The organism is Couchioplanes caeruleus, assembly GCF_023499255.1.
GTDB lineage: Bacteria > Actinomycetota > Actinomycetes > Mycobacteriales > Micromonosporaceae > Actinoplanes > Actinoplanes caeruleus_A.
In genome coordinates this window covers 7468200-7482963 of sequence record NZ_CP092183.1, presented here as the reverse complement: position 1 = coordinate 7482963, position 14764 = coordinate 7468200, and the positions used below count along the sequence as shown (strand labels likewise).

The 14764-nt window shown below is 72.0% G+C and carries 11 protein-coding genes; 3 read left to right on the top strand and 8 right to left on the bottom strand.

The window, feature by feature from the left end; genetic code table 11:
• The 4 genes from COUCH_RS34500 to COUCH_RS34485 are packed head-to-tail and all read right to left on the bottom strand — an operon-like array spanning position 1 to position 3878.
• Positions 1-912 carry an ABC transporter ATP-binding protein gene (locus COUCH_RS34500; RefSeq protein WP_249609345.1) on the bottom strand — a complete coding sequence of 304 codons (912 nt, stop codon included), beginning with the start codon at positions 910-912 and terminating at the stop codon, positions 1-3.
• Entirely contained in the window at positions 909-1772 is an 864-nt protein-coding gene (locus COUCH_RS34495; RefSeq protein WP_249609344.1) for an ABC transporter permease, read from the bottom strand. Before COUCH_RS34495 ends, COUCH_RS34500 begins: the two co-directional genes overlap by 4 nt.
• The gene (locus tag COUCH_RS34490) at positions 1765-2679 is read right to left on the bottom strand and encodes an ABC transporter ATP-binding protein (RefSeq protein ID WP_249609343.1); all 915 of its coding nucleotides are present in this window, start codon (positions 2677-2679) and stop codon (positions 1765-1767) included. Before COUCH_RS34490 ends, COUCH_RS34495 begins: the two co-directional genes overlap by 8 nt.
• 35 nt (positions 2680-2714) lie before the next feature.
• Positions 2715-3878, bottom strand: a complete 1164-nt coding sequence (locus COUCH_RS34485) for a hypothetical protein (RefSeq protein WP_249609342.1) — start codon at positions 3876-3878, stop codon at positions 2715-2717.
• Positions 3879-3945: 67 nt separating this feature from the next.
• On the opposite strand from COUCH_RS34485, the gene COUCH_RS34480 reads away from it, so the two are divergent.
• Positions 3946-4530: an RNA polymerase sigma factor gene (locus tag COUCH_RS34480; RefSeq protein WP_346015957.1), complete on the top strand. Its 585-nt coding sequence runs from the start codon at positions 3946-3948 to the stop codon at positions 4528-4530.
• Positions 4523-5239, top strand: a complete 717-nt coding sequence (locus tag COUCH_RS34475; RefSeq protein ID WP_249609341.1) for a hypothetical protein — start codon at positions 4523-4525, stop codon at positions 5237-5239. The genes COUCH_RS34480 and COUCH_RS34475 overlap by 8 nt, the downstream gene beginning before the upstream one ends.
• A 53-nt stretch (positions 5240-5292) precedes the next feature.
• Here the strand turns inward: COUCH_RS34475 and ppc are convergent, their stop codons facing one another.
• Positions 5293-8088 carry a phosphoenolpyruvate carboxylase gene (gene ppc / locus COUCH_RS34470; RefSeq protein WP_249609340.1) on the bottom strand — a complete coding sequence of 932 codons (2796 nt, stop codon included), beginning with the start codon at positions 8086-8088 and terminating at the stop codon, positions 5293-5295.
• Positions 8089-8266: 178 nt separating this feature from the next.
• On the opposite strand from ppc, the gene COUCH_RS34465 reads away from it, so the two are divergent.
• Positions 8267-9841 carry a lysyl oxidase family protein gene (locus COUCH_RS34465; protein WP_249609339.1) on the top strand — a complete coding sequence of 525 codons (1575 nt, stop codon included), beginning with the start codon at positions 8267-8269 and terminating at the stop codon, positions 9839-9841.
• A gap of 15 nt (positions 9842-9856) precedes the next feature.
• On the opposite strand, the gene COUCH_RS34460 is transcribed toward COUCH_RS34465, so the two are convergent.
• The 3 genes from COUCH_RS34460 to COUCH_RS34450 are packed head-to-tail and all read right to left on the bottom strand — an operon-like array spanning position 9857 to position 14699.
• Positions 9857-10918 carry a glycoside hydrolase family 6 protein gene (locus COUCH_RS34460; RefSeq protein WP_249609338.1) on the bottom strand — a complete coding sequence of 354 codons (1062 nt, stop codon included), beginning with the start codon at positions 10916-10918 and terminating at the stop codon, positions 9857-9859.
• A complete protein-coding gene (locus tag COUCH_RS34455; RefSeq protein ID WP_249609337.1) occupies positions 10918-12867 on the bottom strand; it encodes a glyoxal oxidase in 1950 nt (649 codons plus the stop codon). The genes COUCH_RS34460 and COUCH_RS34455 overlap by 1 nt, the downstream gene beginning before the upstream one ends.
• On the bottom strand, positions 12864-14699 hold the full coding sequence (locus COUCH_RS34450) for a glycosyltransferase family 2 protein (protein ID WP_249609336.1): 1836 nt from the start codon (positions 14697-14699) through the stop codon (positions 12864-12866). The genes COUCH_RS34455 and COUCH_RS34450 overlap by 4 nt, the downstream gene beginning before the upstream one ends.
• Positions 14700-14764 lie beyond the last annotated feature (65 nt).

Genomic DNA, 14764 nt, shown 5'->3' with positions numbered 1-14764 from the left:
TCAGGCCTCCAGCAGGTAGGAGAAGACGCTCTCCAGGGATTCGTCGGACGGGATCAGCTTGCGCAGGCGGATGCCCGAGTCCAGGGCGATCCGGGGCAGGGCGCGGGTGAAGCTGCCGTAGTCGGACGCCCGTACCGTCATGCCGCTGCCGTCGATCTCCACGCCGCTCACCGACTTCTCCGCGATCAGCGCCACCGCCAGCCGGCGGTCGTCGGACGACTGCACGGCGAAGACGTGCGGGCGGTTGGTCATCAGCCGGCGGATCCGGCGGTAGTCGCCGGACGCGGCCAGGCGGCCCGCCACGATCACCTGGACCGTGCCGGAGACCTGCTCGACCTCCTCGAGGATGTGCGAGCTGAACAGGATCGTGTGGCCGCGGTCGCCCAGGTCGTGCAGCAGCGCCATCATGTGCATGCGCTGACGCGGGTCCATGCCGTTGAACGGCTCGTCCAGCAGCAGCACCTGCGGGTTGTGCACCAGGGCCGCCGCGACCCGGGTGCGCTGCCGCATGCCCTTGGAGTACGTCTCGATGCGGCGGTCGGCGGCCGGGGCCATCTCGACCATCTCCAGCGCCCAGTCGGTGGCCGCCTTCGGGTCCGGCAGCTTCTGCATCTTGGCCGAGGCCATGACGAACTCGCGGGCGGTCAGGAAGCCGTGTACGGCCTCGCGCTCGGCGACCAGGCCGAGCCGGCGGTAGACGGCCGGGTTGCGCCACGTCGGGGTGCCGTCGATGGTGACCTCGCCCCGCGACGGCGCCAGGAAGCCCGCCATCATGTGCAGCACCGTCGTCTTGCCCGCGCCGTTGGGGCCGAGCAGGCCCGTCACGCCCGGGGCCAGGCTCATGCTGATGTCGTTGACGGCCACCACGTTGCCGTACCAGCGCGACACGTTCTGTAGGTCCACTGTGGTCACAGCGCGGCCACCCTCCGGTAGCGGGCGAGTAGGAGCAGCAGGCACGCCGCGATCAGCGTGACCGCCTCGATCGCGTACACGGGGCCGAAGTTGCCCACGTTCATGCCGGTGTTCGCCGTCGGGACCAGCCACTGACCGATCCCGCTGAGCAACGTCATCGGGCTGGCGAGCCCGGCCAGCTGCTGGGCGTCCGAGGACGGCAGGATCGACAGCACGCCCACCACCGGCGTGGTCATCAGGAACACCGCGACGATGCCGCCGGCGGCGAACGCCCGCTTGCCGGTCAGCGAGGCGATGAGCAGGCCGATGCCGGTGAACAGCAGCGCCCACAGCAGGCTGTAACCCCACCCGGGCAGCAGGTCGCCCAGCTCGTTCCAGACGTCGGACATGCCCTTCTTGGTGGTGAGGGCGGCGCCCAGGAACATGATGAACTGCGGTACGGCCAGCAGCGCCCAGATCGCGGTCACCATGGCCGCCACCTTGGCGCCCACGTAGTCCGCCGCGCGCAACGGGCGGCTGAAATACAGCGGCAGCACACCGGCACGCATGTCGCGGGAGACCAGCTCCGGCGCCACGATGGCGGCGAAGAAGATGATCAGCCAGCTCATCGTGTCGGCGAACCCGATGTAGGTGAGCGGCACGATGCCCGTCTGCGACCGTACCGCCGCGAGGATCACCGCGACCAGCGTGACGATCCCGACGACCAGCCAGGGGAAGATCTTCGCCTTCGCGGAGCGGCCGAGGCCGAACGCGGCCCGCAGCCCGTGCACGTAGATCGCGCCGAACACGGCGCCGCGGCCCAGCCGGGGCCCGGTGTAGCGCTGATAACCGATGTCATGGATGACGCTCGCCTCAGACATCGGCGGTCTCCCTCGGTGCGAAGAGTTCGGCCACCCGGTGGCGGCGCTGGTCGAGGCGGTGCAGCGGGAGGTCGAGGTCGGCCACGGCCCGCAGGATCCGGTCGTACGTGTCCTCGCGGTCCAGCGGTACGAGCAGCAGCCGCCCGTCCGACTGCGCGGGCAGGCCCAGCCGGGTCAGCGCCTCGGCCAGCTCCTCCATGCCCTCCGAGACCTCGACCGCGAGCACGTCGCTGGCCTCGGTCATCGCCGAGATCCGGTCCGCCCGCAGCAGCCGGCCGCCCTCGATCGCGACCAGCGAGTCGCAGATCCGCTCGACCTCGCCGAGCAGGTGCGAGCAGACCACGACGGAGATGCCGAACTCGGTGCCGATGCGGTGGATCAGCGCCAGCATCGCATCGCGGCCGGCCGGGTCCAGCCCGTTCGTCGGCTCGTCCAGCAGCAGCAGGTCGGGGTCGTGCACCAGCGCCTGCGCCAGCTTCACCCGCTGCTTCATGCCCGTCGAGTAGCCGCCGATCTGCCGGTAGCGCTCCTCGTACAGGCCGACGTGGCGCAGCGCCTCGGAGGCGCGCTCCCGTGCGGCCGTACGCGGCAGGCCGCTGATCCGCCCGAGGTGCGTCACGAACTCGGCCGCGGACACGTCCGGCGGCAGCGCGTCGTGCTCGGGCATGTAGCCGACCTTCGCGCGTACCCGGTCCGGGTCGACCGTGGGGTCGACGTCGAAGACCCTGACGCTGCCGCCCGACGGCGGGATCAGGCCCAGGAGGATCTTGATGAAGGTCGACTTGCCGGCGCCGTTGGCGCCGACCAGTCCGATGATCCCGGGCTCGACGGAGACGGTCAGGTCGTGCAGGGCGGTCACCCGCCCGCCGTACGTCTTGGTCAACCCTTGGGTAACGATGAGGCTCACGGGGTCAGCCTAGGGAGACCTGTCACGTCCGCGGATCAGGTGAACCCCCCGACTCGCCCCTGAGACGCGAGAACGTGGCGCAGGTTCGTCAGGCCGGGAACCCCCACCCGGCCGCGCAGCGTGCCGGAGGTGGCGCCGAGCCAGACGACCTCGTCGGTGCCGCCGGCGTAGAGCAGGTCGCCGCCGGGGTTGAGCTGCAGGCCACGCAGGGGGGAAGGAAGCGTCCAGCGGCTGGTGGTGCCGCCTTCGAGAAGCGTCACGGCCGGGCCGGCGCCGAGGAACGTCCGGCTGGCGTCCAAGGCCACGGCGGCCGTTCCGGCACCCTGAGGAACGGAGATCACCGAGGTGACGGCGAGGCGGTGCGTGTCGGCGTACGCGAGGGAGCCGGAGGCCAGGTCGGCGACGGCGAGGCGCCTCCCGGCCGGGTCGACGGCGATGGCGTGCGACTCCGCCGGCCCCTCGCCGAACGGGTACGGCAGATCGAGGCAGTACGCCCAGCGCTGTTCCAGATGCAGCACGTGGACGAAGGCGTGGACGTTGCCGCGGCGCCCGGCGAGCAGGTCGCGGGTGTGCCGGTGGCCGGGCTGGTGCGTGTAGAGCGTGTAGAGCACCGTGCGGTCGGGCGAGAGCACCGCGTGCCGCCCCTCGCCCCGCATCTCCTCCTCGGCGCCGGGCGGGAGCGGTTGCTTGTCGCGGGTCAGCAGCGGACTCAGGGCGCCGGTCGCGAGGTCCATCAGGCGTACGCGGTAGTGGTCCGGCGCCTCTGCGGGCAGCCATTCGAGCACGAACAGCCCGAGGGTGTCCGCGGTGAACGCGTCCGCCTGGATGTTGCCGGCCGCCGGGAGCCGCTTCTGGTTCTCCCCGTGGGTCACCAGCAGCGAGCCCGGCCGGCGCAGGACGCACGCCGTGCCGTCGGCCGACACCACCTCGGGCACCCAGCCGGCTTCCAGTTGCGCGTTCGCCGCCGGTCCGGTGAGGGTCTCGTCCTCCATGGCGTAGACGTACGAGCCGTCCGGGCTCACCGCGGACCGTACGCCCCACCGGTGCGTCGTCGAGCCGTCGACGATCACCGGTCCGCCGGTGGTCAGGGCGATCAGCCGGTCCGGGACGGTGGTCACCGGGGTGTGCCGGGGCGGCTCGCAGGCGGTCAGGCCCGCGACAGCACCGGCGAGAATGAGCAAGTCACGCCGCGTGGTCATATCCGGCCGACACCGCGGCCGGCGGAAAGGTTCCGGGAACCTTCGAGGCCCGGGCGGTGTCGGCGCTGTGGAGGTGTCGGGGCTGGACGAGGCAGGCGAAGTCGACGACGCGGCCGCCGTGGAGCGGGCGCGCGGCGGTGACCTGGACGCATACGACGTCCTGGTCGCCCGCTGGACCGCGCCCGCACACCGGTTCGCCGTGCTGCTCGGCGCCGGCGCGGAGGCCGACGACGTGGTGCAGGAGGCGTTCGTGAAGGCGTACCGGCAGCTCGCGCGCTACCGGGGCGATTCGGGGTTCCGGCCCTGGCTCTTCTCGATCGTCGCCAACGAGGCCCGCAACCTGCACCGCTCCCGCAAGCGCCGGGACGGGCTGGTGCTGCGCGCCGCCGCGAAGGAGGACCCCGCACCCACCGCCGCCGACCCCGCGGACCACGTCCTGGCCACGGAACGCCGCCGGCGCCTCGTCGACGGTATCCGCCTGCTCGACTCCCGCGAGCGGGAGGTGCTGGTCTGCCGCTACTTCCTGGAGTTGTCGGAGGCCGAGACCGCCGACACGCTCGGCGTACCGAAGGGCACGGTCAAATCGCGGACGTCGCGGGCGCTGACCCGGCTGCGTGCGCTGCTCGCCGTGGAGGGGGTGCCGGGTGTCTGACGACGATCCGCTCATCGCGGAGCTCCGGGCCCTCGACGCCTGGCTGGACGTGCCGCCGGCCGCGGACCAGCGCGCCGCCGTGCGGGCCCGGCTGACGCCGCGCCACCGCGCGCGGTGGATCGTCGCCGGTCTGGCGGCGCTGGTGGGGGCGGTCGGCGTGGTGGCGCCGGCCCGCGCGGCGGTGGTCGAGGCGGTCGGTGACGTCCTGCGGGTGGTCGGCATCGAGGTGCGCCAGGACCGTACGCCCGGCGCGCTCCCGGCCACGCCGAGCCCGCTGCCCAGCGCCCGGACGGCCCGGCTCGACGAGGCGGAACGGGCGGCGCTCTTCCCCGTACGCGTCCCCGCGGCCCTGGGCGAGCCGGACGACGTGCAGCTGGCGGACCCGGACCCGGCCGGCGCCCCACGCGTGGTGACGATGACGTTCCGCGGCGGCACCGTGCGGCTGGACCAGTTCGACGGGACGATCTCGCCGATGTTCCTCAAGGCGACCGGGCGCGGCGCCGAGTGGACCGACGTCAAGGGCGAGGTGGCCATCTGGGTGCCGGGCCCGCACTCGGTCACCTACGTCGACCGCCGCGGCACCGAGCGTACGGAGACCGGCCGGCTCGCCGCGCCCACGCTGATCTGGTCCGGCGCCGGGGTCACGTACCGGCTGGAGGGCCTGTCCACGCTGGCCGAGGCCCGGGCGGCGGCGAGCGACCTGAGATGAGCAGAGGCCGGGCACCACGGGGGTGCCCGGCCTCTGCCCGTACGCGCTAACGGTCAGCCGGTGTTGCGCATGCCGGCGGCGATGCCGTTGACCGTGGTGAGCAGGGCCCGCTCCAGCGCCGTGGAGTCCGACGGGGGACGGCGGGCGCCCGGCGCCGTCGGGAGCTGCCGGTCGGCGTCGCCGAGGTCGCGATACTGCCGGAGGAGGGCGACCTGCAGGTGGTGCAGGGGCTCGAGGTACGTGTCCCGCACGTTGAGCGTCCGCGACAGCTCGGGCTGGGAGGCCAGCAGCTCCTCGTGGCCGGTGATGGCCAGCACCTCCTCGAGCGTCTTGGCGTACTCCTGCTCGATGGTCGAGAAGATGGGCTGCAGGGCCGGCGGCACCAGGGTCTCGACGTAGCGCCGGGCGATGGTGAGGTCGGTCTTCGTCAGCATCATCTCCACGTTCGAGATGAAGGTGCGGAAGAACTGCCAGTTGGCGTACATCTCGTGCAGCGCGTCGCCCTGGCCCGCCTCGCGGACCGCCGCGAGGCCGGTGCCGACGCCGAACCAGCCCGGCACGATCTGGCGGGTCTGGGTCCAGCCGAACACCCACGGGATCGCGCGCAGGCCGCCCAGGCCGGCGTCCGCGTTCGGCCGCTTCGCCGGCCGGGAGCCGATGTTCAGCGCGCCGAGCAGCTCCGTCGGCGTCGCCGCCCAGAAGTACGCCGGCAGGTCCGGGTTCTCGACGAGCGACCGGTAGCGCCGGAAGGCGGCGGCGGAGGCGGTGTCCATGGCCGCGTCCCAGCGCTCCAGCGACGCGGCGTCCACCGACGGCTCGGTGTGCAGCAGGGTCGCCTGCAGCACGGCCGCGACGGTGAGCTCGAGGTTTTCCCGGGCCAGCGCCGGCAGCGTGTACTTGTCGGAGATGACCTCGCCCTGTTCGGTGACCTTGATGGCGCCGTCGAGGGTGCCGTACGGCTGGGCCAGGATCGCCTCATGGGTGGGGCCGCCACCGCGCCCGACCGTGCCACCGCGGCCGTGGAACAGCCGCAGCCGTACGCCGTGCCGGGCCGCCACGTCGCGCAGCGCACGCTGCGCCTTGTGGATGCCCCACTGGCTGGTCGTGATACCCCCCTCCTTGTTGGAGTCGGAGTAGCCGAGCATGACCTCCTGCACATCGCCGCGTGCCCGCACGATCTCGCGGTAGGCCGGCAGCGACAGCATCTCGTCGAGCAGGTCACCGCCCGCGTCGAGCTCGGCCGGGGTCTCCAGCAGCGGCACGATGCCGATCCGCGCGCGGGAGGTCTGGATGTCGATGAGGCCGGCCTCGCGAGCCAGCACCGCCGCGGCCAGCACATCGTCCACGCCGAGCGTCATCGAGATGATGTACGACTCGATGACGTCCGCGCCGAAGCGGTCCTGCGACTCGCGGATCGTGCTGAACACGTCGAACGTCTTGCGCGCCGACTCGGTGAGCGGTACGTCCGCGGCGGCCAGCGGGCGCCGGCCGGTCAGCTCGGTGGCGAGCAGCTTGGTGCGCTCCTCGCGGCTCAGCGTGGTGTAGTCCTCGACCTCGCCGACCTGCGCGAACATCTGGGCCAGCACCTCGTGGTGCTTCTCGGCGTGCTCGCGCACGTCGAGCGTGGCCAGCTGAAGGCCGAACGCGGAGACGGCGCGGATGGCCGAGGCGACCGTGCCGACGGCGGTGAGCTGGCCGGAGTTGCGGGCGAGCGAGGCGCGGATCAGCTCGAGGTCGGCGATCAGCTCGTCGCTGCCCAGGTAGTCGCGGCCCGGCACGTGGGCGGTGCCCTGGCGCAGGCGCAGCCGGGTGTTGGCGAGCTTCGCCTTCACGCAGCGGACCTTGAGGCGGTACGGCTCCTCGGCGTTCGTCCGCCGGAACCGGGGCGCCACCTCGGGCAGCGCGTCCAGGTCCGTCGCGAGGCTGGCGGAGAGGTCGAGGGAGACGCCGCGCAGCCGCCGGGACACCGACAGCTCGTCGATGAGGGCGTCCATCGCCGCCTCGGTGGCCTGGATGCCGTGCTCGTGCTGGATGATCAGCACGTCGCGGGTGACCGCCGGGGTGACGAACGGGTTGCCGTCGCGGTCGCCGCCGATCCACGAGCCGAAGGTCAGCGGGCGCGCGGTGGGCGCGGTCTCCACGCCGAGCTGGCGCAGCGTCTCGGCCAGGTCGTCGAGCACCTGCGGGGCGGCCTCGGCGTACAGGTCCTTGAGGTAGTAGACGGCGTTGCGGGCCTCGTCCGTGGGGTCCGGCCGGTCGAGGCGCAGCTCATCGGTCTGCCAGAGCAGGTCGATGAGCTCGGCGAAGCGCCTGGTCGACTGGGTGGTGTCCGAGGCTCCGTACAGCACGGCGGCGGCGGACTCGGCGTCGAGCGCGTCGGCCAGCTGGCGCAGCTTCGACAGGATCGAGCGCCGGGCGGCCTCGGTCGGGTGGGCGGTGAAGACCGGCCGTACGGCGAGCCGGCGCGCGGCCGCCGCGATCTCGTCGGCCGGCACGCCCTTCTCGGCGATCTGCTTGGCGGCCTGGTCCAGCCAGCCGCCGTCGCGGGCCCGGCGCCGACGCAGGTCGCGGGCGCGGTGCACCTGCTCGGTGATGTTCGCCAGGTGGAAGTACGTGGAGAACGCCCGGGCCAGCTTGGTGCCGGTCGTGACGTCCATCGCGGCGAGCCGCTCGGCGGCGGCCGGGGCGTCCGCGCGCACCAGGGCGCGGACCTCCTCGACCAGGTCGAGCAGCGGCTTGCCCTCCTGCCGGGCGAGGGTCTGGCCCAGCAGCGTGCCGATCCGGCGGATGTCCGCGCGCAGGGCGGCGTCGGGCCCGTCGGGGTCGAGCTGGCCGTGGTGGTCTGACACCGGGTCGCTCCTTTGCAAGTTCACAACGTGCGGAGGACGGCGCTGTCCCGACTCCCCGCGATCGTATCGGTGCCATGCCCCGGCTGGTTGATTTGAGGCAAGTCTCATAGCGCCTTACGTCTGCTTCACACCTTTCCGGTTTACCTGAGCGCCACAAAACCTCTGGGGAGGAAAAAGCATGACAAGCAGGACCCGACTGCTCACGGCCGGTGCCGTGACCGCCGCCGTCGCCCTCGCCGGCGCCGGGGTGGGCATCGCCAGCGCGGCAGCCGACGCCCCGCCGCTGGCCTTCTCACTGGCCACGCCGAACGTGACGGCGGAGCGCTACGTGTACGGCGACGAGGTGTACCTGTATCTGGACCTCGGCGTGAACGTCATCGCGGGCAAGGACCCGTTCGAGGTCCGGGCGACCCGCAAGTCGTACGCGGACCCCATCGTGGCCCAGCAGTACGTCGTGAAGAACGGCAAGCGCAAGGCCGTGGCCCTGCCGGCCGGGATGGTCACCGACTGGAACGGGCTCAAGGACTTCACCACGGTCACCATCAAGGACGCGTCGGGCGCCGAGGTGGCGAACTACCAGACCGACTTCTGCCCGAACGACTACAGCTCCACGCGGACCCGGCGCGACGCCCCCGCTGACACGCCGTACCCGCAGGGCTGCAACGGGTACAACCCGTTCAACCTGGGCGCGGTGTGGGGCATCCAGGCCGGGTGGAACGCCGGGATCGCCAGCATGCCGGACAAGGAGAACTTCGACCTCGCCGCGGGCACGTACACCGCGACGGTCAGCCTGAACCAGAAGTACCGGGACTACTTCAAGATCCCGGCGGACCAGGCCACCGCGAAGATCAACCTCACGGTGGAGACCGTCCGCGAGGACGAGAGGGGCATCGAGACGGCGAAGGCGCGCGTCCAGGCGGCGAAGGCCGGCGACGACACCTCCGCCAAGGTGGCCGCTGCCGAGCACGGCGAGCACGCCGGTCAGGGCAACACGGCGCTGCAGGTGGCGGCGTACGACCCGGCGTTCCGGCCGCCGGCGAAGGCCCCGCGTGCGATGAAGCTCTCCAGCCTCGCCTCGGGCCCGCGCCCCGACCTGCGCTCGCTGCCCGCCTGGGGCATCTCGATGTCGGAGGAGGACGGCAAGACGTTCGTCAACTTCGGCGCCACCGTGTGGAACGCCGGCACCTCGCCGCTGCTGGTCGACGGCTTCCGCCGGACGGGCACCGAGCTGATGGACGCGTACCAGTACTTCTTCGACGCCAAGGGCAAGGAGGTCGGCTCGGTCGCGGCCGGCACGATGGAGTGGGACGCCCGCGAGGGGCACCGGCACTGGCACTTCACCGACTTCGCGCAGTACAACCTGCTCGGTGCCGACAAGAAGCTCGCCGTGCGCAGCGGCAAGGAGGCCTTCTGCCTGGCCAACACGGACTCCGTCGACTACACGATCCCGAACGCCAAGTGGCGCCCGGGCAACACCGACCTCTCCAGCTCCTGCGGGCAGAACACCGCCGTCGCGGTGCGCGAGGTGCTCGACATCGGCAACGGTGACACGTACACGCAGGACCGGCCGGGCCAGTCCTTCGAGGTCACCGACCTGCCGAACGGCACCTACTACATCGAGGTCAAGGCCAACCCGTCGAACAAGCTCACCGAGCTGAGCACGTCGAACAACACCGCCCTCCGGGAGATCCACCTGGGTGGCACGCCGGGCGCCCGTACCCTCGAGGTGCCGTCGGTGCACGGCCTGGACTGATCCGCGGATCCGGTCTCACCGGGCGAGTTCGAGGGCGTAGTCGGGCCACCATCGGCCGGCTGCGGGAGCGCCGTTCCCGCACGCGCCGTCGGACTCGCCCGGCCGTTTCACCCACAGGTACGCGTCGACGACCGCGACCCCGGTCCGGGTGGTCGGCGGGTCGCCGAGGGACCGGCCGGCGGGATTGCACCAGTGCCGGTCACCGGCGCCCTTCTGAGCCGGCCCGTTGCCGTTGCGGCTGGTGTCCACGACGAAGTGGGCGCCGCCCAGCAGCGCGGACAGCCGCAGCCCGTACGCGACGTTGTCCGCCGTCGTCTCGAAGTTCGCCACGTTCAGCGAGAAGCCGGACGCCCGCGCGATCCCCGCCTTCCGCAGCGCCGCGACGAGCCGGCCGGTGTCGGTGATCCACGTCGGGTTCCCCGCGTCCAGGTACACGTGCACGCCGGGGACCGCCCGCAGCGCGCCGACCGCCTCGGCCAGCAGCGCGTAGCGCTCATGGGTGTCGTCCTCGTCGAGGCAGCCCTGCACGGCCTGCGGTATGGCGTCCGGTTCCAGCACGACCAGGGCCTCGTTGCCCTCCAGCGCGGCCGCTATCGCGCGTACCCAGTCGCGGTAGGCCGCCGCGTCGGCGGCGCCGCCCGCCGACTGGCCGGAGCAGTCGCGGCCGGGGATGTTGTAGAGCGTCAGCACCGGCAGCCGGCCGGCCGCGGCGGCGGCCGTGACCAGCTGCCGGGCCCGCTGGGCGTAGCCGGGTTCGGCGTCGGCGAACCAGGTGGCGGCGGGCCGGTCGGCGATCCGCCGGATCACCGCCGCGTCGGCCGTGCGGCCGGCCGCCTCCCACTCCCGGACCTGCTCCGCGGCGGCCCCGTTCGGGTCCACGTAGAGCTCCCGGCCGGGTAGGTGCCCGGCCCGCGCCGGGGCGGGCACGCTGGCCCGCACCGCGGCCGGGCCGCCCACCACCGGCGAGTCCTCGCCGCGCATCGAGAGCACCACGATGGCGGCGAGGACCACGACGAGCGCCGTGCAGGCGGCTGCCAGCGGCCACCGGCGGCCCGCCGGCAGGGCGTGCCGGGACATCAGCGCACCCGGATCCAGCGGCCCACCGACGGCACACCCTCGGCATCGGTGAGGAACAGCATGTACCAGCCGGACGGCACCAGACCCCTCGCCTTGGGCACGCTGAGCGCCAGCCCGCCGGTCGCCGGGGTGATGTCCAGCGCCACCGACCGCTGGTCCAGGTCCGTCACGTGGGTGACCGCGCTGGGCCGGACCAGGCGGGCCGTACGGACCCGGCCGGCGTCCGGCGTCGCCACCGCGAACGTGGTGCCGCGCTGCACCGCCTCCGGCGCGCCGCCGATCACCGGACGGTCGCCCTTGAACAGGTACGGCGGTGAGTACACCTCGATCCGCTGCTCGAACGTGCCCGGGTTGCGGCCGCTGGGGTCGTACAGCGGGTCGGAGCCCATGGTGATGACCCGGCCGTCTGGCAGCAGCAACGCCTCGGAGTGGTAGTTGCGGCCGACCGAGGACTCCGCCGCGGTCTCGAACTTCCCGGTGCCGGGACGGTAGATCTGCGCGTTGAACAGGTCGCTGCGCGTCTTGTTCCCGTAGCGCCCGCCGCGGTACCCGGACGAGCCGCCGGTGGTGAAGACGGTGTCGTCGGGCAGGATCACGGTGCTCAGGTACCGGGCCGGGTGCGGCAGGTCCGGCCCCGGCTCGTAGACCGGCGTGGGCTGGTCGAGGTCCGCGATCGCGGTCCGGGCGGTGGACACGGCCGACTCGCCGACCTCGCCGCCGCCGAAGATCATCACCTTCTGGTCCTGGGCCGGCGGCAGCAGCACCGACGAGCTGGTCTCGGTCATCCGCGGGTCCTTCAGCCCGGGAACCTCCTTGAACGTGTTGTTCTTCAGGTTCCACAGGCCGGGTGTACGGCCCTCGGTGTCCGAGCCGTAGCCGGCGTTCGAGCCGGAGAAGAACAGCTTGCCGTCCTTCATCAGGTGCAGCGCCGGGTACGTCGGGAAGACCCGCTTGAGCTCCGGGGCGTCCACCCAGCGCCGCTGGTCCTTGAGGTAGCGCTCGTTGTGCCCGGGCAGCATCCGGCCGAACTCGTCGAGGCCGGAGACGGCGAGCACGTCGCCGCCGGGCATCTCGGCGAGCGTCGGGTACCACCGGTGCTTCACCATGTCGCCGGTACGCACGTAGCGCTCGGTCCGTGGGTCGAACTCGTAGGACGTCTTGTCCCCGCCGTACTCCTGCTTCTCCCGGGTGATCTTGTCGGCGAGCCCGTAGATGTTCCGCTTGTCCGCCCCCGTCAGCCCGGAAACGGTGTACTGCGCGGGGTGGTCGACGATCGGCCCGTCGCCCTCGGCGACGGCGTCCACCCAGACCTCGGCCGCGCCGGCGTGGGTCATCACCTGGTCGCCGTGCTGCATCGTCGTGGCGGCCGGCACGGTCAGGTCGTCCCTGGTCCGGTACGCGGTCCCGTCGGCCGACAGCAGCGTCGTGCCCTTCGGGAAGACGCGCGGGCCGCCGGTCGCCGACTCGTTCTTGATCTTCATGACGCCGGCCGCGTGGGTGATGTTCTTCTCGAGCACTTCGTACGACTTCGTGCCGCCGGCGATCAGCAGGTTGCCGTTGGGCAGGAACGTGTGCCCGGCGCAGAACACGTCCGTCGGCGTGGGCACCTCGGAGAACGAATCCTTCGCCGGGTCGTACAGGACGGTGCGGAAGGTGCCCGCCTCGAAGTTGTCCCGGTTGTTGCCGCTGCCCGCGACGATGAGCACTTTGCCGGTGTTCAGCAGCGCCGCGTGGATCGCGTTGACCCGGAAGCCGTGCGGCACGGGCAGGCGTGACCAGTGGCCGTACTTCTGTTTGTACGACTCCCGGTTGATGCTGAAGTCGTGCAGGGCGTCCGCGCCGAACGCGACCATCGGCCGGTTCACGAACACGAGCACGCTGAGCACGACCAGGCCGATGCCGGCGCTGAACAGGCGGCGGGTCGTGGAGGTGCGGGGACGGGGCTTCATGCGTACGTCTCCACTGGTGTTTCGGTCTCCTTCTGCTGCGGGGGTTCCGGCGGAGGGGTCCGCCGGGCGGTTCTGCGGCGCCGGTACTCCTGACCGGCCCAGATGGCCGGCGGCGCGAGACAGACGATCAGGTTGAGGCCGGGCCACAGCCACATCGCGCCGTCGACGTGCCCGCCGATCGGCGCGGCGATCAGCAGCGCGACGTAGAAGGCGGCCCAGCGCAGGCTCTGCTGGAAGGTGAGCAGCCGGTCCGGGCTGGCCGAGTCGCCCTTCGGCGTGACCACGAAGCCGGCCTTGCGGCGCAACACCGCCCCGATGAACGAGGACACGTAGATCGGCGTGGACAGCGTCGACATCACCATGCCGGCGAGCCCGGACGACCCGGCCTCCTCGTGCGGGCTGGTGTTGTGCCGCCGGTTCCACAGGTACAGCCCGATCTGGAACAGGGCGGCGTCGACGTACAGCATCAGCCAGACCTCGGCCGGCACCTGCACGCCCTTGGCGCCGAGCACGAGGTAGCAGATCGCGTTCACGGCGCCGAGCAGCCAGGCCAGCGCGGTCAGCGGGTAGTACGACATCAGCAGCGCGTAGTGCAGCCCGCGACGGAACCCGAGCCGCCACGCGAACCGGGCGAACGAGCGCACGACGACCTCGTCGGTGCCGCGGGACCACCGGTGCTGCTGGCTGAAGTAGTCGGTCCAGGACGACGGCCCTTCGCCCACCGCCAGCACGTCCGGCGTGTAGACCGACCGCCACCGCTTGCCCGTCGCCGCATTTCGTCCACTGTGTACGGCGAGGCTGGTGGCCATGTCCTCGGTGATCGAGTCCTGCAGGCCGCCGACGCTGCGCAGCGCGGAGATGCGTACGGCGTTGTTGGTGCCGACCAGCATCGAGATGCCGAGGCGGTTGCCGGCGCGCTGCAGCAACGAGTGGAACAGGTACTGCTGCGACTCCGCCCAGCGCGTGACGACGTTGTCGTAGTTGCCGTAGATCTGCGGGCCGACGACGAACGCCACGTCGGGGTCGCGGAAGTAGCCGAGCAGCCGCTCGCAGAAGTTCGGCATCGGCACGTGGTCCGGATCCACCGACACGAAGACGTCGTAGCCGTCGCCGTGCGCGTCCACCCAGGAGTTGTAGTTGCCGTGCTTGGTCTTCGCCTTGTACGCGCCGGCCTCGGTGTTGTAGCGCTCGACGCCCTTACGGCTGAAGTGCTTCACGCCGATCCGCGCGCACATGGCTTCCACGTCGTCGTCGTCGCCCTCGTCCAGCAGCCACACGTCGTACGGCCCGGAGTGCCGGATCGCCTTCGCCGCGCGCAGGGTCCGCTCGACCATCTCGACCGGTTCCTTGCCGGGCACGATCGTGGTCAGGAAGGCCACGCGCAGGCGGGCGTCCGGGACCATCGGCACCGGGTCGCGGGCCCACAGCGTCGCCAGGCACAGGGTCACCACGTTGACGAGCCGGAAGAGCTCGATCAGCGCGGTCGCCACGATCATGAACATCGTGGCGGCGTACAGCCACACGTACAGGCCGGGGTCGGGCACCTGCAGCGACGACAGCAGCCAGCCGAAGAACGTGCTCTCGAAGGCGAACGCGAACAGGGTGATCAGCACGGTCAGCACCGGGCGGCGGCGGGCGAGCGGGCGCATCCGTACCCGCTGCGGGGCGTCGCCGTCCGGCAGCTCGGCGGGGCCGGCCAGCACGCTGTAGCCGCTGTACTCGTACCTGCCGGGCAACAACACGGTCGGGGCGGTGAGGGCCCGCGAGAGCGCCTGATCGGCGGGGGTTCTCGGCGCGGGGATCTCGGTGGAAGGGTGGGCAGGGTCGCGCATGGCGTCCTCTCACATCGGACCCGGGCATGGCAACGGGCGCCGGGCACGACGGATCCGTCGTACCC